This window comes from Caballeronia sordidicola, from assembly GCF_000729995.1.
In the GTDB taxonomy this organism is placed as follows: Bacteria; Pseudomonadota; Gammaproteobacteria; order Burkholderiales; family Burkholderiaceae; genus Caballeronia; species Caballeronia sordidicola_A.
Map to the genome: position 1 here is coordinate 60467 of NZ_JNFG01000022.1, position 16409 is coordinate 76875.

17 protein-coding genes and 1 pseudogene are annotated in these 16409 nt (G+C 60.4%); 10 read left to right on the top strand and 8 right to left on the bottom strand.

Translation table 11 applies throughout. From position 1 onward, the window contains the following. Window positions 1-8 precede the first annotated feature (8 nt). The 4 genes from FH08_RS0122215 to FH08_RS0122230 all read right to left on the bottom strand — a co-directional run bounded on the left by FH08_RS0122215 (window position 9) and on the right by FH08_RS0122230 (window position 4917). The gene (locus FH08_RS0122215; RefSeq protein WP_031360467.1) at window positions 9-995 is read right to left on the bottom strand and encodes an ABC transporter permease; all 987 of its coding nucleotides are present in this window, start codon (window positions 993-995) and stop codon (window positions 9-11) included. After that, entirely contained in the window at window positions 992-2566 is a 1575-nt protein-coding gene (locus FH08_RS0122220) for a sugar ABC transporter ATP-binding protein (RefSeq protein WP_031360468.1), read from the bottom strand. Before FH08_RS0122220 ends, FH08_RS0122215 begins: the two co-directional genes overlap by 4 nt. Window positions 2567-2720: 154 nt before the next feature. Continuing rightward, the gene (locus tag FH08_RS0122225; protein WP_031360469.1) at window positions 2721-3734 is read right to left on the bottom strand and encodes an ABC transporter substrate-binding protein; all 1014 of its coding nucleotides are present in this window, start codon (window positions 3732-3734) and stop codon (window positions 2721-2723) included. Between the two features lie 124 nt (window positions 3735-3858). Further along, complete coding sequence (locus FH08_RS0122230) at window positions 3859-4917, bottom strand: LacI family DNA-binding transcriptional regulator (protein ID WP_031360470.1); 1059 nt, start codon at window positions 4915-4917, stop codon at window positions 3859-3861. A 318-nt stretch (window positions 4918-5235) separates the two neighbouring features. On the opposite strand from FH08_RS0122230, the gene FH08_RS0122235 reads away from it, so the two are divergent. The 3 genes from FH08_RS0122235 to FH08_RS0122245 all read left to right on the top strand — a co-directional run bounded on the left by FH08_RS0122235 (window position 5236) and on the right by FH08_RS0122245 (window position 7605). Further along, the gene (locus FH08_RS0122235; protein ID WP_031360471.1) at window positions 5236-6036 is read left to right on the top strand and encodes a phytanoyl-CoA dioxygenase family protein; all 801 of its coding nucleotides are present in this window, start codon (window positions 5236-5238) and stop codon (window positions 6034-6036) included. 92 nt (window positions 6037-6128) lie between these two features. Next, window positions 6129-7076, top strand: coding sequence for an aldose 1-epimerase (locus tag FH08_RS0122240; RefSeq protein ID WP_031360472.1), 948 nt, complete (start codon window positions 6129-6131; stop codon window positions 7074-7076). A gap of 115 nt (window positions 7077-7191) precedes the next feature. Beyond that, on the top strand, window positions 7192-7605 hold the full coding sequence (locus FH08_RS0122245; RefSeq protein ID WP_051888441.1) for a response regulator: 414 nt from the start codon (window positions 7192-7194) through the stop codon (window positions 7603-7605). 11 nt (window positions 7606-7616) lie between these two features. On the opposite strand, the gene FH08_RS0122250 is transcribed toward FH08_RS0122245, so the two are convergent. Both FH08_RS0122250 and FH08_RS0122255 read right to left on the bottom strand, forming a co-directional pair. Next, complete coding sequence (locus FH08_RS0122250; RefSeq protein WP_031360474.1) at window positions 7617-8423, bottom strand: endonuclease/exonuclease/phosphatase family protein; 807 nt, start codon at window positions 8421-8423, stop codon at window positions 7617-7619. Between the two features lie 78 nt (window positions 8424-8501). Beyond that, entirely contained in the window at window positions 8502-9005 is a 504-nt protein-coding gene (locus FH08_RS0122255; protein WP_031360475.1) for a hypothetical protein, read from the bottom strand. Between the two features lie 373 nt (window positions 9006-9378). On the opposite strand from FH08_RS0122255, the gene FH08_RS0122265 reads away from it, so the two are divergent. The 4 genes from FH08_RS0122265 to FH08_RS0122280 all read left to right on the top strand — a co-directional run bounded on the left by FH08_RS0122265 (window position 9379) and on the right by FH08_RS0122280 (window position 12649). Continuing rightward, window positions 9379-10356 (top strand): AAA family ATPase, encoded by a 978-nt coding sequence (locus FH08_RS0122265; protein ID WP_031360477.1) that lies wholly within the window; start codon window positions 9379-9381, stop codon window positions 10354-10356. A 200-nt stretch (window positions 10357-10556) separates the two neighbouring features. Further along, window positions 10557-11657, top strand: coding sequence for an NAD(P)/FAD-dependent oxidoreductase (locus tag FH08_RS0122270; RefSeq protein WP_031360478.1), 1101 nt, complete (start codon window positions 10557-10559; stop codon window positions 11655-11657). 177 nt (window positions 11658-11834) lie between these two features. After that, window positions 11835-12146 carry a high-potential iron-sulfur protein gene (locus FH08_RS0122275; RefSeq protein WP_031360479.1) on the top strand — a complete coding sequence of 104 codons (312 nt, stop codon included), beginning with the start codon at window positions 11835-11837 and terminating at the stop codon, window positions 12144-12146. 191 nt (window positions 12147-12337) lie between these two features. Continuing rightward, window positions 12338-12649 (top strand): cupin domain-containing protein, encoded by a 312-nt coding sequence (locus tag FH08_RS0122280; protein ID WP_031360480.1) that lies wholly within the window; start codon window positions 12338-12340, stop codon window positions 12647-12649. Between the two features lie 262 nt (window positions 12650-12911). Here the strand turns inward: FH08_RS0122280 and FH08_RS0122285 are convergent, their stop codons facing one another. Both FH08_RS0122285 and FH08_RS0122290 read right to left on the bottom strand, forming a co-directional pair. Continuing rightward, window positions 12912-13196: a hypothetical protein gene (locus FH08_RS0122285; protein ID WP_031360481.1), complete on the bottom strand. Its 285-nt coding sequence runs from the start codon at window positions 13194-13196 to the stop codon at window positions 12912-12914. Window positions 13197-13311: 115 nt separating this feature from the next. Next, complete coding sequence (locus FH08_RS0122290; protein ID WP_031360482.1) at window positions 13312-14091, bottom strand: Mut7-C RNAse domain-containing protein; 780 nt, start codon at window positions 14089-14091, stop codon at window positions 13312-13314. Between the two features lie 148 nt (window positions 14092-14239). On the opposite strand from FH08_RS0122290, the pseudogene FH08_RS0122295 reads away from it, so the two are divergent. From FH08_RS0122295 to FH08_RS0122305, 3 genes and pseudogenes are all read left to right on the top strand, one after another. Continuing rightward, a pseudogene (locus tag FH08_RS0122295) lies at window positions 14240-15124 on the top strand (NAD(P)-dependent oxidoreductase); the annotation flags it as partial. A 369-nt stretch (window positions 15125-15493) separates the two neighbouring features. Continuing rightward, on the top strand, window positions 15494-15922 hold the full coding sequence (locus tag FH08_RS0122300) for a hypothetical protein (RefSeq protein WP_152602893.1): 429 nt from the start codon (window positions 15494-15496) through the stop codon (window positions 15920-15922). A gap of 10 nt (window positions 15923-15932) precedes the next feature. Beyond that, window positions 15933-16298, top strand: coding sequence for a response regulator (locus FH08_RS0122305; protein ID WP_031360485.1), 366 nt, complete (start codon window positions 15933-15935; stop codon window positions 16296-16298). The last annotated feature ends 111 nt before the right edge of the window (window positions 16299-16409 follow it).

The window sequence follows — 16409 nt, forward strand, 5'->3', positions numbered from 1 at the left end:
ATATCTTCCTATCGATGGCGGCGCTGTACATACACCGCGCCAATGATGATGCCGGCTTTGACCACGAGCGCGGCTGCATCGGGAATGCCGTGGGCGAGCAGTGTGTATCGAAGCAACTGGATGATCAGCGCGCCAATCAGCGTGCCCACTATGTAGGCTCTGCCGCCCGTCAACGCCGTGCCGCCCACCGCGACTGCGGCAATGGCATCGAGCTCTGAGCCCAGGCCGATCACGTTGGCGTCCGACGAGGAATTCACGGATATCGATATCAACCCCGCCAACCCGGCCAGCGCCGCGCACAACGTGTACGCAATCATCTTCACGCGTGCCGTCGGAATGCCGCTCAAGTACGCAGCTTGTTCGTTGCCGCCGGTGACAAGCAGATACTGCCCGAACAACGTCTTGCGCACGATCCACGCGAACAACACTACGAGCGCAAGCATCAGGAACACTTGCGCGGGCACGCCCGCTACGCGGCCCAGCGCGATCCACTGGAACGCGGGGTTATCGAACGCTTGCAGGCTGCCGTCGGTGAACACCTGCGCAATGCCACGCCCCGCGATGAACAGCACCAACGTCGCGACAATCGGTTGCACAGAGAGCCTTGTGACGAGGAAGCCGTTGAACACGCCGCAGAGGGAGGCGGCCAGTACGGGCAAGACAAAGGCCAATGCAATGCCGAACGGCCCGGCTACGTTCATGAAGATCATCGGCGCGAGCGAGCCGGCAATCGCCATTGAAGCGCCCACCGATAAATCGATACCTCCCGTCGCCACGACCAGCGTCATCCCGATGCCGACGATCACGATCGTCACTACCTGCGTCAGGTTGACGTTGAAGGTCTGCAGCGACCAGAAGTGCTGCGTGAAAAGCAGGTTGAAAACGATCATCGCGAGCAGCACGGCGATCTCGCGCTGAATCGTTATCCGATGTTTTTTCTTCTGCGCGGCTTGCACGATCGGCGCGGCCGTTGCCGGTTGAGTTTTCTGATTCATGACTTACCTTCTTTGGCATCGACCGCTTCCGCCAGCGCGGATTCTTCTCCCGATCCATACGCGATCGCATCCATGATCGACGCTTCGCTCATGCGGGCACCGTCGAGTTCGGCGACGGTCTTGCCATCGCGGATCACGACTGCGCGATCGGCCACGGCAGTGAGTTCTTCCAGCTCGGACGCCGACAACAACACCGCCAGCCCCGAGTCGCGCAGTTCGCGGATGATCTTGGCAACATCCGCTTTAGCGCCGACGTCGATCCCCCTTGTGGGTTCGTCGAGCAGCAGCAAACTAGGATTCGTCGCCAACCAGCGCGCGAGCAAAACCTTCTGCTGATTGCCGCCCGATAGCTCCCGAATCGGCTGATCGGGTGAACGCAGCTTGATCCCCAGCGATTCGATAAACCGGTCCACGATCTCGCGTTGCTTCGCGACATCGACTACGCCGCGTTTAGTCAGCGTCCGCAAGCACACGAGCGTGAGGTTGTCGCGCACGGACAGCTCAGGCACGATGCCTTCGGCCTTGCGGTCCTCGGTGAGATACGCAATCCCGCGCGCAATGGCGTCTTGTGGCGACTTGAGTGTGACCTGCTTGCCATCGATGGAAAGCGACCCCCGCTCGGTCGAATCCGCGCCGAACATCAGCCGCATGGTTTCCGTGCGACCCGAGCCGAGCAACCCTGCGAGACCCACGGCCTCGCCCGCGTGGACATCGAGCGACACGTCCGATACCTTCGCGCCCGCGCCGAGGTTCGTCGCGCTGATCGCCGTCGCGCCGCGCTTGGCTAGGTTCGCTTCCTTGACCGCGCTGTCCTCATGCACCACGGCCGCAAGCGTGCGCCCAAGCATGGTGGTGACAAGCTGCAGCTTGTCGAGCGCGGCCATCGGGCTTTCCGCAACGGTCTGCCCGTCGCGCATGACCGTGACGCGATCGCACAGCGCGTACAACTCATCCAGCCGATGCGACACGAAAATCACCGCGCGGCCGTCGTCCCTCAAACGCCGCACCACGCTAAACAGCAACTCGACTTCGCGTTCATCGAGCGAGGACGTGGACTCGTCCATGATGACCATCTTCGCGTCCGACGATACCGCTCGCGCCAACGCCACCATCTGCTGAATCGCGGTTGAAAACTCGCGCACGGGTTTGCTGACATCGATCTGCAAGCCGAACGAATCGAGCAATTCCTGCGCGCGCCGATGAATCGTCTTCCAGTCGATCAACCCGAACCGGCGCGGCTCGCGGCCGAGAAAAATGTTCTCGGCAATCGAGCGAAACGGGACGAGATTGATCTCCTGATAGATCGTGCTGATACCGGCTTCGCGCGCTTCTTTCGGGCTGCGGAAATCGGCTTCGCGGCCATCGAAGCGGATCGTGCCGGCCGCGCGCCGGTACGCGCCCGTCAGGATCTTGATGAGCGTCGATTTACCCGCGCCGTTCTGCCCGATCAGCGCGTGCACCTCTCCCGCCGACACCGACAGCCGCGCGTGCCGCAACGCGGCTACACCGCCAAAGCTGATGTCGATATCCTGCATTTCGAGCAGGGGTGATCCGGAATTCGGCGTGTTCATCTAGTGCGTCTCCCTGGCGGCTGGTTTCGTTTCAGTCCGCCGGATACAAAAGAAGCGACGGCCCGCGAAAAACGGGGCGCGCCGCTTCGAACACCTTCGTTGCTCAATAGCTCAAGCGTCGTACGTTCATGCAGCGTTCACTGAACGCGACCGCTCAATAGCCGTACTGCATGCTCTCTTTAACGTTGCTCTTATCGTAGAAGCGGTCGGAGACTTTCACCCACGGCGGGACCGTTTCGCCCTTCGCGAACTTCTGCGCCACATCGCATGCGAGCGGGCCGAAGAACGGGCTCGACTGCACGCTCGCGCCGAGTTCGCCAGCAGCGATGGCGTCCATGCCGCCCTTCGTCCCGTCAATCGTCACAATGGTGATGTCCTTGCCCGGCTGCTTGCCTGCTGCCTTGATCGCGGCAATCGCGCCGAGTGCCATTTCGTCGTTGTGCGCGTAGACGGCGGTTACATCGGGATGCGCCTGGAGCAGCGTTTCCATGACCTGACGTCCCTTGTCGCGCGCGAAGTCGCCGCTTTGCGACGCGATGATCTGCATGCCCGGATTCTTCGCGATCACATCGTCAAACCCTTTCTTGCGATCGTTCGCAGCGGACGCGCCCGTCGATCCTTCCAGTTCGATGATCTTGCCCTTGCCGCCAGTCGCCTTGACCAGCCAGTCGGCCGCGCGCTGCCCTTGGTTGATGAAGTCCGAGCCGATGAACGTGATGTAGTCCTGACCCGCTTTCGCCACCGATTGATCCACGTCCCGATCCACCAGGATCACCGGGATGCCCGCTTTCTTCGCCTGCAACACAATCGGCGCAAGCGGCTTTTCTTCACGCGGCGGGAACACGATCAGGTCGACGTGCTGCGCGATCATGCTCTGGATATCGGCGACTTGTTTCGATGCCGAGCTGTTCGCGTCGGTCATCACCATCTGCCAGCCGCACTTCGCCGCGACGTCCTTGAAGCTCTTGGTTTCGGCGAGTCGCCACGGGTTGTTGCTTTCGGTCTGGGCGAAGCCGACGCGCAAGGGTTTCTTGTTCGCGAGCTTGGGCAGCGGAGAGTCGTCGGCGTGGGCGACGCTGAAGCCCGCCGCCATGGACAGGGCGAGCACCGACGTGGCCAGTACGCGCAGCGGGAATTTGCGTTTGTTGAAGTTTTCAAGCGACAGCATGTCTTCCTCCGGGATGGATGGTCCTGCTTTTTTAAGTACTTCGGTCCTGCAGGGTTTTTCGTTCTCTCAGCTCTGTCTCAATAAGTCGAGGTGCGATGATTATTCCACCGTACTTTATTATTGGTCAATCGCTAATATTATTAATTACGGGCTGTTCCGCCACGGTAATTACCCTTACCGATGCACGTTCGACCAGCGGTCCGTCGAGCTTTACCGTGCGCCGGCGCACCGGAGCGCCGGCGGCGCGGTTGTGTTCTTCCTGGAGGAGTGTCTCGACGGCCCATCGGCCCAGTTCATAGTTGGGCAGCACGACGGTGGACAGAGCCGGATGCGTGTGCCGGGCGATTTCCTGATCGTCGTAGCCGAGAACGGATACGTCTTCGGGTACGCGTAGTCCTAGCTGCTTCAGCGCTTCGATTGCACCTAGCGCCATCAGGTCGTTCGCGCAGAAAATGGCCGTTGGCGGGTTGGGTTGGCGCATCAGTGAAAGCGTTTGCTCGAAGCCAGAACCCGAACTCCAGTCGCCTTCACGCACCAGTTCAGCGGCGAACGGCAGGTCTGCTGTTGAGAGCGCCATCCGATAGCCTTTCAGGCGGTCGCGCGACGCGTCCTGCCAAGGTTCGCCGTTCACATAGCCAATTCTTCGATGCCCCGCGTTCAGCAGATAATCCGTCGCGGTATGGCCTCCGGTAACTTCCGCGGGTACCACGGACGAAAGCTCGGAATCGCTCGTATAGCAGTTCAGAAGGACTGTCGGGACTTTCGAGAGCGCCGCAGGCAAGGTCACCTTGCGCGTATAAACCGTCGCGTAAATCACGCCGAGCACGTTGGGGTTTGTTAGCGTGGCGTCGAGTACCTGCTGTTCGATCTCCGCGTTGCCGTGCGTCGAGTAAACAGCCAGCATCCGCCCGTTCGCAAACGCCGTATCGCGTGCGCCGTCTATGTTCACCACGGGATGCGGACTAGTAGAAATTTCATCGGCGAGATACACAATCAGGTTCTTCTCGTTCGCCCCGATCGTCGGGTCCAGCGGTTCGCGGGCCGTCATCCGGTAGCCGAGATCCTGCGCCGCTTTCAGCACTTTGTTGCGGGTAGCGTCGGAGAATTTCGCGCTGGTCGCGTTGTTCAGCACCAGCGACACGGTGGATTGCGAAACGCCGGTCAGTTTCGCGATGTCGGTCATCGTCGGACGGCGTTGCGTGGATTTTTTCATTGTCTGAGGCCGCGAAAAAGGCGGCGGCGTTGTGGTTGCGTTGCGCTGGAACGTTCTGCGGGATGCTCTCGACGGTACCACTAATATTTTTTACCGACAACGCTCACAAACCATTGCCTGTATTACGTCCATCAGTGATAAAACGGGTCTAAGGTCTATTACTAATAATATTGACTAGTTCATGGTGATCATGCGATTCTCGGGGCGCGCGCGAAGCTGTCGGATCAATGAAAGCCGCGCGTGCCGACCGCGCCCCGGGTTCGCGCGACGCAATACAAGGAGACGAAGATGGCACGCTACGACGAGCGCGCTCGCGATGCGCTTGCGGAGGATTTCGAACGTGACGGTTTTGTCCTGCTGCCCGGGCACTTCCCGCGCGCGACGCTTGAAGCGTGGCGCGAGGCTTTCGCGCCGCTTTTCGAGCCGCATGAAGCGGCTGCGCGCGAGCAGGGCGCCAGCGGCAATCGCGGGCCGGGGCGCTATTACGTCACGTTGCCGTTCGAGGGCGAGTTCGCTGATCCGGCCATTTTCTGCGATGCCGACGTGCTGGGAATCGTCGAGCGAATTGCCGGTCCCGATCCTGTGATGTGCCAGCTCGCCACCGATACACCCGTGCGCGGTTCCGACTTTCAGGACTGGCATCGCGACACACCGCCTTTGTTTGACGGTGTGCCGGAAACGCCGTCATTCCAGTTGGCGGTGAATTTTCCGCTTGTCGATGTGAATGACGAGAACGGGTCGCTCGAAACGACGCGCGGGACGCATCGGATATCGCGTGAGGAAGCGCTTGCCGGATTGGCGGATGGCCGTTTTCCCTCGGAACGCGTTCCCATGCAGCTAGGCGATGTGATGATCCGCGATGTGCGCGGGTTGCATCGAGGCACACCGAATTTCACCGATACCCCGCGCCCAATGGTCGTGATCGGGTATAGCCGTTCGTGGTATTTCCGGCCGGAAGTGCAGGTGCAAGTGCCGCGCGATGTGTTCGCCGCGCTGCCCGCCCGCGCGAAACGGCTGTTGCGTTATAGCCCGCAAGTCGACAAGACGCCGCGGACCTTCGACGAAAGTTATCAGCGGTTTGCATATTGAACACCGATCTACCGACAAGCGCGGGTGAAAGCGCCGCCGCTCAATCCACTCTACCCACTCAGTCCGCCCTGGCCGCTGACGACGCGTTCCGCATCGCGTTGAATGATGCTGCGCTGATCGAACTGCGCTTTGAGGACCGGCGAGTATTGCTGGCGCCGCACGTCGGCGGGGCGATCGCGGCGTTCTACGATCTGCCGGATGGCGGCAACGGTGGTGGTGACGCGTTGCATTGGCTGCGCCCCGCGTCGGCTGACACGCTCGCTGCGTGCAACCCGCTCGGCATGGCAAGCTTTCCGCTGCTGCCTTACTGTAACCGGCTACGCGATGCGCGGTTTGCGTTCGACGGCCGTGAAGTCGATCTATCCGCCGATGGCAACTCGTTCGATCACGCGCTGCATGGGCACGCGTGGCGGCGGCCATGGCGCGTGGGTTTGGTGTCGTCGAACGTGGTGGAATTGCATCTGAACCACGAACCTGGTGGCGAGGCGGCGCATCACTGGCCGTATCGATACGAAGCGACGCAGCGTTTCGAACTCGATGATTCAGGCTTGTTCGTCACGATGTCGATACGCAATCTCGCCGATCAGCCTATGCCGTTCGGCATCGGTCATCATCCTTATTACCCTCGCACGCCGGCGACGCGCATCCACACCAACGTCCGAGCAATGTGGCACTCGACCAAGGATCTCCTGCCGACGAGGCTTGGCGCGCATCCGTGCGTTGATGCGTTGTCGTCGCCGGAAGGTTTGCCCGCCGATGCCTACGATCTGGACAACAACTTCGCCGGCTGGTCGAGGTCGGCGACCATCGACTGGCCGGATGAACACCGCAGCGTAACGCTTCGCGCCGATGCGCCTTTCGATCACATGGTCCTGTTCGCGCCCTCGGCGCATCCTGACCAGCTGTGCGTGGAACCTGTCACGAACACGGTGGATTTCCTGAACCTCGACGCACCGCGTGAGGACATCGGCGGTGGGGTTTTGATGCCGGGGGAAATGACACAAGCACGCTTCGGCTGGATGCCGCACGGGCCGGCCTGATCCAACGCCAAACGGGTCGAATCCACTTTCCCGGTATCATCCTGAAATTATCCGTGTGCCTTATTCACTGAGCACGCGAGCACCTTCAGCGTTCTTAAAAATCCAGGAAAGTACCATGACGATGATCGACAGCCCGCCAGGCGAATCGACCCAACCGCGCCGTGTCTTGCTCGTCGATGACAGCGTCGATGCAGCTGAAGCCATGTCAATGTTGCTCGAAACGCTGGGGCACGAAGTTCGCGTCATGCACGATGGCCCGAGCGCGCTTGCCATGGTCGATGACTTCGCGCCGGACGTCGTGATCCTGGATATCGGCTTGCCGGGCATGGACGGATTTGAGGTTGCGCGGGAGATGCGCACGCGCGCGGTGACTAAATCCGCGTTGCTGATTGCGTTGACGGGCTACGGCGCGGACAGCGACAAGCAGAAAGCACGCGATGCCGGCTTCGACCATCATTTGGTCAAGCCCGTCTCATTTACCGCGATAGAAACCGTGATCGCCGCGTCATTTGCCGGCGGCGTGAAGTAAAAAACGACGCCTCATTCCACCCGCAGCTTAGCCATATACGGCAAATGATCGGACAGCCATGCGGTGTCCTGCGTCGGCGTGATCCATTCGACCGGCTTCATTCCGCGCACAAACATTTTGTCGAGCGCGAGCGCCGGTGAAAACGCCGGATAAGTCCGCCCGGACTCGCCGAGCATGGTCGCCACTTCGCTCATCCCGAGTTCGCCGAAGACGCCGACAGAATCATTACGCCAGTCGTTGAAGTCGCCCGCCAAAACGAGCGGCCCTTCAGGCGCTTCCTTTGAAATCCATAACGCGATCCAGTTCATCTGCCGCAACCGTGCGGCCCGCGTCAGCGCGAGATGCGCGCACAGCAGCGTGACTGAACGCCCGGCAAACGTGGCGCGCGCGACCAGCAAGCCACGCCGCTCGAACCGATGCGCCGAGATATCCCAACGCCCACCCAGATCCAGCGGATGCGGCGAAAGAATCGCGTTGCCATGCCGCCACGATGGTTTGAACACGTTCTGCCCAAGCGCGATCTGCAAATCGAGCGATGTTGCGATTTCCGTTGCCTGGCAATGCCAGATGTCATCAATCGGAGCATCGAGCGGATTGCCAAAGCTCGCTGCCAGCACCGGCTGCGGCATCCGGCGCGCCATGGCTTCCTGAAGGAAATAGGCATCGGCTTTGGTCGACTGGACCCAGCGCTGCATCGCGCTCCACGCCTGTAGGCCAAGCGGTGAGCGCCCCTTGTGCAGGTTCCAGCTCACGGCCACGAAATCAGGCGTGTCGCGAACGGAGGGAATGCCGGAGGTGAAATGTTCTGGGTTTCGCATGCGATGAATGAGTTGACCGCGTAGTTGACCGTCAGTTGATCGACGCGGCGGCGTCGGATGTGATCGACGCGCGGCGCGCTACTGCGCAGCCGTTGCCAGCGTCGCACGAACCTTGTAGGTGAGCGACGGATTTTTATCGACGATCTGCCACGTCGACCATTCGCCCGGTTTCAATACCAGTCCGGGATGCGTGGCGCTGACCTGACGCGGTTGGGGCGGCAGCTTGCAACCCTGCGCCGTAACGGGCGCGGTGCTGTCCTGTAAGGTTTCTTGCGCGTCGATCTGCAACGTGATGTCGTCGCTGTTCGCGTGGATGGGGGAAATGGTGAGGGTACGTTGCAGGTCGATGTCGCCGGCGGGTTTGTCCGCGCATCCAACGTTGTTTTTTACCACGTGATGATGGGTGTCCGTGTGGCCCTGGCCGACGCTTGTCGTGCCGGTGAAGCTGTCGATCTGCTGCCCGTCCTGCAAAACCTGCAACTCCCATTTGACCGGTTGCGGCGGCGTGCTTTGCGCAAGGGCGCTGAAAGGTGCGGCGATCGCGGCGCAGAACAGCAACGCTGCCGTGTGGTGTTTCAACATATGTGCTTTTCTCCTGATCCTTTGTTGCGTCCGGGCCATGGCCCGTTCGATCCGGGTAGCTTGCTTCTGAGACTGACTTATGACATGGATCCGCTGTGGCCGTTCAGATCCGAAATGTTTCCAAAAGCTACGCGTGCGAACGCAAAAACCGCAGCAATCGCTGGTGCTGCGCGCAATCTGGCGACGCACTTTCCGCACCCGCTCGCCGCGGTTTTTTCCGCAGCACAGCCTGACGATCATACAAGCGCTTGGGCTCGCCTGCCGAAGCCATCGCATTTTTAACGATTAGCAGCAGACGCCCCGGACTGCTCGCTTGCGTGCAGTTTTATGGCCGATAAACTGAATTTATCGATCAACAAAATCGGGGAAAACGATGACCACCGCCGTAGTCAAACAAGAACTCGCCGTGGCGTCGTTCAGCAAGGTCTACGACCTGGACGAGGTCGAAACCGCGTTGAACGACCTGGGCGAAGGGGGCAGCGAAGCGCTGCGCGCCACCTACGAAAAGATGCTGAAAGCGGGCAACCTGCGCTTTTGCGTCAAGCCGAACCGGATGCCTTCCATTGACGATCTGGTGGCAGATCTGCCCAACTTCCAGGAGCCACTCAACGACATCCGCAAGCAGATCGCGCTGTGCCTTGAAACCGAGGACCGCCTCGAATTAATGCCCATGCTGCTGCTCGGCGATCCGGGTATTGGCAAAACGCATTTCGCGAAACAGCTTGCGCGTTTGCTCGGCACCTCCAGCCACTACCTCGCCATGAGTTCGCTGACGGCGGGCTGGATTCTGTCGGGGGCGTCGTCGCAATGGCGCAACGCGAAGCCGGGCAAAGTATTCGATGCGCTCGTGAACGGCAGCTACGCCAATCCGGTCATGACGGTCGATGAAATCGACAAAGCCACTGGCGACGCGCAATACGACCCGCTCGGCGCGTTATACGCGTTGCTGGAACACGATACGGCGCAGAGTTTCATCGACGAATTCGCCGAAATACCGATCAACGCCGGCAATGTGGTCTGGATCGCGACGGCAAATCAGGCAAACACGATTCCCGAGCCGTTGCTGAACCGGATGAACGTGTATGAGATTGCGCCGCCGGATCGCGATGGCGCGCGCCGTATCGCCCAGTCGATTTATCACGAGATCCGCAGCGCGCACGCGTGGGGCGCGCGCTTTCCGGAAACACTCGGCGACGCACCGCTCGACGCGTTGACGCAGGCTTCACCGCGAGCCATGCGGCGCGCCATGCTCAACGCTTTTGGCAATGCTCGCATCGATAACCGGCATGAAGTGCAGGCTCGAGACATCGAATTAGGCAATGGTGGCCGAAAGAAATCGATCGGGTTCTGACTGAGCGTTTTGGCGAAATCTGCAAAAACCCCTCGAAATATGGCCTGAAACTGACTTTTTCCGGGCAAAAAGGCCATATTTCCTGATTTGGCCCGGATTATTTCGGAAATTGATGCCTAATGGGCGTCGGTATTGCGAATTGCACAAAAAGCGCAATAAAGCGCGCGAAGCGGTTGCGCTGGCTGGCCTAGAATACTGAGATGGACAGAATCGAATGTGTGGTGATTGGCGCCGGCGTGGTTGGACTCGCCGTCGCGCGAGCGATGGCCGCGCGTGGCCGTGAGGTGATCGTGCTCGAGGCGGGCGAAGCGGTCGGCACCGGCACGAGTTCGCGCAATAGCGAGGTTATCCACGCGGGGTTGTATTACCCGCGCGGCTCGCTGAAGGCCGATCTGTGCGTACGTGGCCGGGCGATGCTCTACGAATATTGCGACGCCCACGGGGTCCCATACAGCCGCTGCGGCAAATTGCTCGTTGCCACGGCGCGCAACCAGTTGCCGCAATTGACGGCGATCCAGCACAAGGCCGTCGAAAACGGCGTTACGGGCCTGGTGCGCGTAAGCGGCGCCGAAGCCATGGAGATGGAGCCGCAGCTTCAGTGCGTGGAGGCGGTGTTATCGCCGCAGACCGGGATTATCGATAGCCATCAGTTCATGCTCGCGTTGCAAGGCGACGCGGAACGCGACGGCGCGACGGTGGCGTTTCATACGCCGGTGACAGATATCGATGCGCGCGATGGCGGCTTTATCGTGGAAACAGGGGGCGAGGCGCCAATGGCCTTCCAGGCCGGTTGCGTGATCAATAGCGCGGGGCTGTGGGCGAACCAGATCGCGCGCAACATTCGCGGGCTCGACCCGCGCCATGTGCCGCCGCTGTATTTCGCGAAGGGCAATTACTTCACCGTGAGCGGCCGGACGCCATTCGACCGCCTGATTTATCCGATGCCGAATGAAGCCGGACTCGGCGTGCATCTCACTATCGATATGGGGGGCCAGGCCAAGTTCGGTCCGGACGTGGAATGGATCCAGAAGATCGATTACACCGTCGATCCGCAGCGCGCCGCCAGCTTTTACGCGGCCATTCGCGCGTATTGGCCGAATCTTCCCGACGATGCGCTGCAACCCGCTTATGCCGGGATTCGGCCGAAACTTTCCGGTCCGGGGCAGCCGGCGGCGGACTTCATGATTCAGGGGCGGGCGGCGCACGGCATTGCGGGGTTGGTGAACCTGTTCGGGATTGAGTCGCCCGGGTTGACGGCGTCGCTGGCGATTGCCGAGAAGGTCGCGAAAATGGCGGGCTGAGGCGGGGCGACCTGAAGTGAGGTGACTTGAGCTGACTCGGGGGCAAACTCGCTGTGACATTTCGCCATCGGTTATCTATAAGATTTGACTTAGATTGTCGTGCTTCGGGTTGATATGCTTTGGAGATCGTCGTCGATAAGAACGGCGCACACCCCCAATACAACGGAGCACATCCTCATGAAGTCCTCACGACGCACGTTTCTGATTTCGAGCATTGGCGTGGCATCGGCGCTGGCGGTATCGCGTACCGCGTTCGCCGACCCGGTCAAGCTGGTCGAATCAGATCCGATGGCGCAAAGCCTCGGTTACAAGCTCGACGCCGCCACCGTCGATAAAGCCAAATTCCCGCGTTACGCCGCCGGCCAGGATTGCGGCAATTGTTCATTCTTTCAAGGCAAACCCGCCGACGCTTTCGCTGCCTGCCCGATGTTCGCAGGCAAGCAGGTCGCAGCAAAAGGCTGGTGCAACGCTTATAACAAGAAAGCCTGAGCCGCCCGGAACGGACAGGCAACGTAGCTGGTGATTATCGAAACGCGCCGCGCCACTCACTGGCCAGGCGCGTTTTTGTGTCGCCGCTTGAAAACGATCTCAGCGCTCTTTACACTTTCTTTCCTCTCGCCACATCGATCTCGACGAAGCGCGGGCCTTGCCAGATAGCTTTATCTCTTGCCGGATGACCAATGAAAGTTGTTAAAAGCCGCGAATTTACGGCCGAGCGCGCGTGGGGCGCACTCGATATCACCACGATGAACGGCGTGTCATGCCGCCTGCACTGGACCGATGCGCCCTATAAATGGCACGTGAACGACGGCGAGGAAGTCTTCGCGGTCATGCAAGGCCAGGTGCGAATGCGCGTGCGGCGGGAGGGCGTAGAGGAAGAAGTACTACTCGATGCCGGCGATATCTTTCACGCGCAACCCGGCGATGAACATGTCGCCGAGCCGGTAGGTATTGCGCGAATCCTGGTGATCGAGAAAGAAGGGAGCGTTTGAAATAAGTTCGTGCGCGGAATGCGGGGACTTCCCGGCTAGGGAGCGTGCTTGGCACGCAGGACTCGCACTGGTTTTCAGGTTGCCGAGCGCGGCTTCGACTGACGGTGGTTGAAAAAAAACCGTTCCACGATGCGCCGGAACGGCTTTCTATTCAGCAGACGATATATCTGCGCTGCGCTGCGCTTTGGCGTCAAGTCAATCCGCCGTTATGCCGCCGCCTTGAGCCCAACCGTGTTCATGCGGCCAGACGCATCGCACTGACTTAAACCGCTGCCTTGCGTTCGAGTCCAGCCTTGACCAACAACTCCGCCAACGCTTCCGACATTCCGCCTTCGTGCTTCGCGGCATGTTCCTGCAATTGCTTGACGAGATCGCTGTCCAGCTTGCAGGCGAACGGCACGAGTCCTTTTTCCTGATCGAGCCGGCGCTGTTCGCGCTTGTCGAGTTTCGGCTGCGCGGTTTGTGGGCCGAAGCTCGACGCGCTGTTTTGCTTCAGGCCGTTGGCAAGCTTGAGCGCCTTGTTTTTTTCCAGATCGAATTTTTTCACGCGAAGCTCCAAAAGCTATAGAGGCACAAGGCCGAGGCGCGTATTGTACGCACCTCCGGGCTTGAGCCATGCTTCGAGCCGTGTTTGAGCCATGTTTCAGCCATTAATGAGCCCTTTAACCGGACGCGGGAACCGGCGGACTACCCGGCGCGCCGTCCATCAATTCTTCGATGCGCGCCCGCATCCTTTTCCAGTGCGACCCTTCCCAAAAGACCCGCCTGCATACATCGCACGTCACAAACCGCGCGTGCCGCTCAAGCACACCTTCCGGCACGCGATCGCTCACCTCGTCCGCGCTCGCGCGACGCAGCGGCGCGTTGCACATCAAACACAGGCGAAACGGGCGGACGTGCTGCGTGAGCCCGAGCCGCGTGGCGACTTCGCGCCATTGCGCATCGGGTTGGAGCGTGCGCACGTAGCAGCCGTGAACCAGCGAGCGGCGCTTCAGTAATTCACGATCGCGCGTGAGCACCACGCGATGTTCAGCGAGCGCAAGCTGCTCGATTTCATCGTCGGGAAAATGGTTGTCGTAGCGAGTATCGAAACCGGCTAGCCGAAGCAGTTGAGCCAGGCCGCCAAGATGCGCATCGGCGATAAAACGCAGCGTCTCCAGCCGCAATGGGGCACGCAAGGGATGCGCGATTTCAAGCGCGCGGGGCATCACGCCGGGCGGGTAGACATCGATAAAATCTGCGTCTTCCATGAGGGTATCGAAGCCGTCGGGCAAGCCGTTGCGTAGAATCAGCGCCACTTCCGTGTGCGGCACGCCGAGTGCTTCGATCATATGCTTGGTCGTCGACGCCACCGGACACACGCACGCAAACGCCTGTTCGCGCTGCGGCCGCGCCAGGAACTCATTCAACTCCCGATGAAAACGGAACGTGGCAGTCGTCATGGATTTGAGTATCGCATCGCTTCGATGCGCCTGCTTTGGAGCGTATGAAAGCGGGGCTCGTCGCGGGGTCACTTGCATTCGTCAACCGCAACGAAAGTTGCATGGGACCAGAGTAATCCGCTAAAGCGGGAACTCTGGTCGACAGGAGAAAAGTATGGACATCGGATTTATTGGACTCGGCAGTATGGGCGGCGCGATGGCGCTCAATGCATTGAAGGCAGGCCACACGGTACGCGTCTGGAACCGTTCGCCCGATGCCGCAAAAGCACTCGCCGAACAAGGCGCGCGCGTGGTTGCATCGGCGGATGAAGCGTTCGCGGGCGACGCGGTGTTCTCCATGCTCGCCGATGACTCCGCGCTACGCGCAGTACTGCTCGACAGCGGCTTGCTCGAACGTGCACCGAAGGGTTTGGTACACGTGAACATGGCCACGATCTCAGCCGCGTTCTGCGAGGAGTTAACGAGCCTGCACGAGCGGCACGGCGTGGCGTACGTCGCGGCGCCCGTGCTCGGGCGGCCCGACGTGGCGGCGGCGGGCAAGCTGAATATCGTGGCGGCGGGCGCGGATGACGCCATTGCCCGCGTGCAACCGATCTTCGATGTCATCGGCCAGAAGACCTGGCGCGTCGGTACTGCACCGCAGCACGCGAATGTTTTCAAGCTGGCTGCGAACTTCATGCTGGCATCGGCGATCGAAACGACTGCTGAGGCGGCGTCGCTGATGACGGGGCATGGCATCGATCCGCACGCATTCCTCGACGTGATCACGAACACGCTGTTTCCGGGTCCGGTGTATCAGGGCTATGGCCGGATGATCGCCGACAACCGCTATGAGCCGGCGTTATTCAAGGCCCGGCTGGGGTTGAAAGACGTGCGGCTTGCGATCGCTGCCGGTGAAGCGGTGAACGTGGCGTTGCCCGTGGCAAGCCTGGTGCGCGACAACCTTATCGATGTTCTTGCCCAGGGCGATGGCGACAAGGACCTGGCTGTGCTCGGAAAGGTTGCAGCACGGCGCGCGGGGAAAAAGGTGTGATCGATACGGTTTGATTTTTGCTCGGTAATAAAAGTAAAGCCCGAACTGAAGCCCGGATGCGACGGCGTTGTATCGACGAAAAATAGCGGCAATGTAGGGGAACGTTCCCTATACTTGTCGCGCCGTTAGCCTCAGGTTCGGGATTGTTTCGAATATGACAGCATTCTGGATAGCATTCGGTGGCGCACATACGAACACACGCCGCCGGTGCAGGCTTTTCAAAAGGTCTCGTCGGCGACGAAACCGGCTTGGAAGCTGGTGCGGAAACGATGTGAAAGCTGGTTTTCGGGTCGGTTTCCGGGCCAGCTTATAAAAAGACGAAGCGGAGACAGGACAGCGCCCACTATGAAAAGAACTCTTCGGGGTCTCATGTTCGTGTCGGCATCGGCGGGCCTTGCATGGGCTTGCCTGAGTATGCCCGCGGTCGCTCTCGCCGACGACACCCCCAATCCCTGCGATGCACTCAAGCGCATTGTGGCGGCAGCACCTGATGGCTTCACTTCCTTGCGACCCAACGATGGCAAAGCTGTCGCGCAGCCTTATGGCCGCGACGCGCAGTGCGCGGTGAAAACCGGCACTTATAGCTGTACTTGGACGAAGGGGGCGGACGCCGGATCGGCGGCTGACGCTTTGCAGGGCGTGGCGGCGGACATTGCCGCGTGCTTGCCGGACGCCACACATGATCAAAACTCGCCGGGTCGGCAGCATTTTTATATTGGGGCGCAGGGGCAGCGCACGCAGATCACTGCAACGACTGCTGGTGCTGGAAAGTTGACGCTCGCGGTGTCGGGCAAATGAGGGGGCAGTCGTGACCAAGCGTGTTCTCATAGCCGATGACGACGACGACGCCCTGAGTTGCCTGGCGAACTTGCTGACAGGGCTGGGCCATCAAGTGGCGCAGGCGTCGTGCGGCGCTCAGGCACTCGACGTCGCGCGGCAATTCGCACCGGAAGTGGTGATCCTGGATCTGGGCATGTCGCCGATGGATGGTCTTTCTGCCGCGCGTGCTTTGCGGGCCTTGCCCGAGGGCCCGGCGATGCTGCTAGTTGCGCTGACGGGCTGGGGACAGCCGCAGCACCATGCTATGACGCAGGAAGCGGGCTTCGATATTCATCTGGTGAAACCTGTTTCTATCGATCAACTGGGCTTTATTCTGTCGATGACTCAGCCTTGATGTTGCGCCATCGCAACAAAATGACGTGGATCGACTAAGAGATGTTGCGCTGCACCAATGGTTTTGGTACAGTGGGGTTGTCTCCTCCATGTCTCCACTGATATGGATTCA

Bases quoted from the DNA above. Each gene is read 5' to 3' on its own strand.
- FH08_RS0122225 (WP_031360469.1), bottom strand. From the start codon at position 3,734: ATGCTGTCGCTTGAAAACTTCAACAAACGCAAATTCCCGCTGCGCGTA.
- FH08_RS0122270 (WP_031360478.1), top strand. From the start codon at position 10,557: ATGGACAGAATCGAATGTGTGGTGATTGGCGCCGGCGTGGTTGGACTC.
- FH08_RS0122250 (WP_031360474.1), bottom strand. From the start codon at position 8,423: ATGCGAAACCCAGAACATTTCACCTCCGGCATTCCCTCCGTTCGCGAC.
- FH08_RS0122290 (WP_031360482.1), bottom strand. From the start codon at position 14,091: ATGACGACTGCCACGTTCCGTTTTCATCGGGAGTTGAATGAGTTCCTG.
- FH08_RS0122220 (WP_031360468.1), bottom strand. From the start codon at position 2,566: ATGAACACGCCGAATTCCGGATCACCCCTGCTCGAAATGCAGGATATC.
- FH08_RS0122255 (WP_031360475.1), bottom strand. From the start codon at position 9,005: ATGTTGAAACACCACACGGCAGCGTTGCTGTTCTGCGCCGCGATCGCC.
- FH08_RS0122280 (WP_031360480.1), top strand. From the start codon at position 12,338: ATGAAAGTTGTTAAAAGCCGCGAATTTACGGCCGAGCGCGCGTGGGGC.
- FH08_RS0122245 (WP_051888441.1), top strand. From the start codon at position 7,192: ATGACGATGATCGACAGCCCGCCAGGCGAATCGACCCAACCGCGCCGT.
- FH08_RS0122300 (WP_152602893.1), top strand. From the start codon at position 15,494: ATGTTCGTGTCGGCATCGGCGGGCCTTGCATGGGCTTGCCTGAGTATG.
- FH08_RS0122235 (WP_031360471.1), top strand. From the start codon at position 5,236: ATGGCACGCTACGACGAGCGCGCTCGCGATGCGCTTGCGGAGGATTTC.
- FH08_RS0122265 (WP_031360477.1), top strand. From the start codon at position 9,379: ATGACCACCGCCGTAGTCAAACAAGAACTCGCCGTGGCGTCGTTCAGC.
- FH08_RS0122215 (WP_031360467.1), bottom strand. From the start codon at position 995: ATGAATCAGAAAACTCAACCGGCAACGGCCGCGCCGATCGTGCAAGCC.
- FH08_RS0122230 (WP_031360470.1), bottom strand. From the start codon at position 4,917: ATGACCGACATCGCGAAACTGACCGGCGTTTCGCAATCCACCGTGTCG.
- FH08_RS0122275 (WP_031360479.1), top strand. From the start codon at position 11,835: ATGAAGTCCTCACGACGCACGTTTCTGATTTCGAGCATTGGCGTGGCA.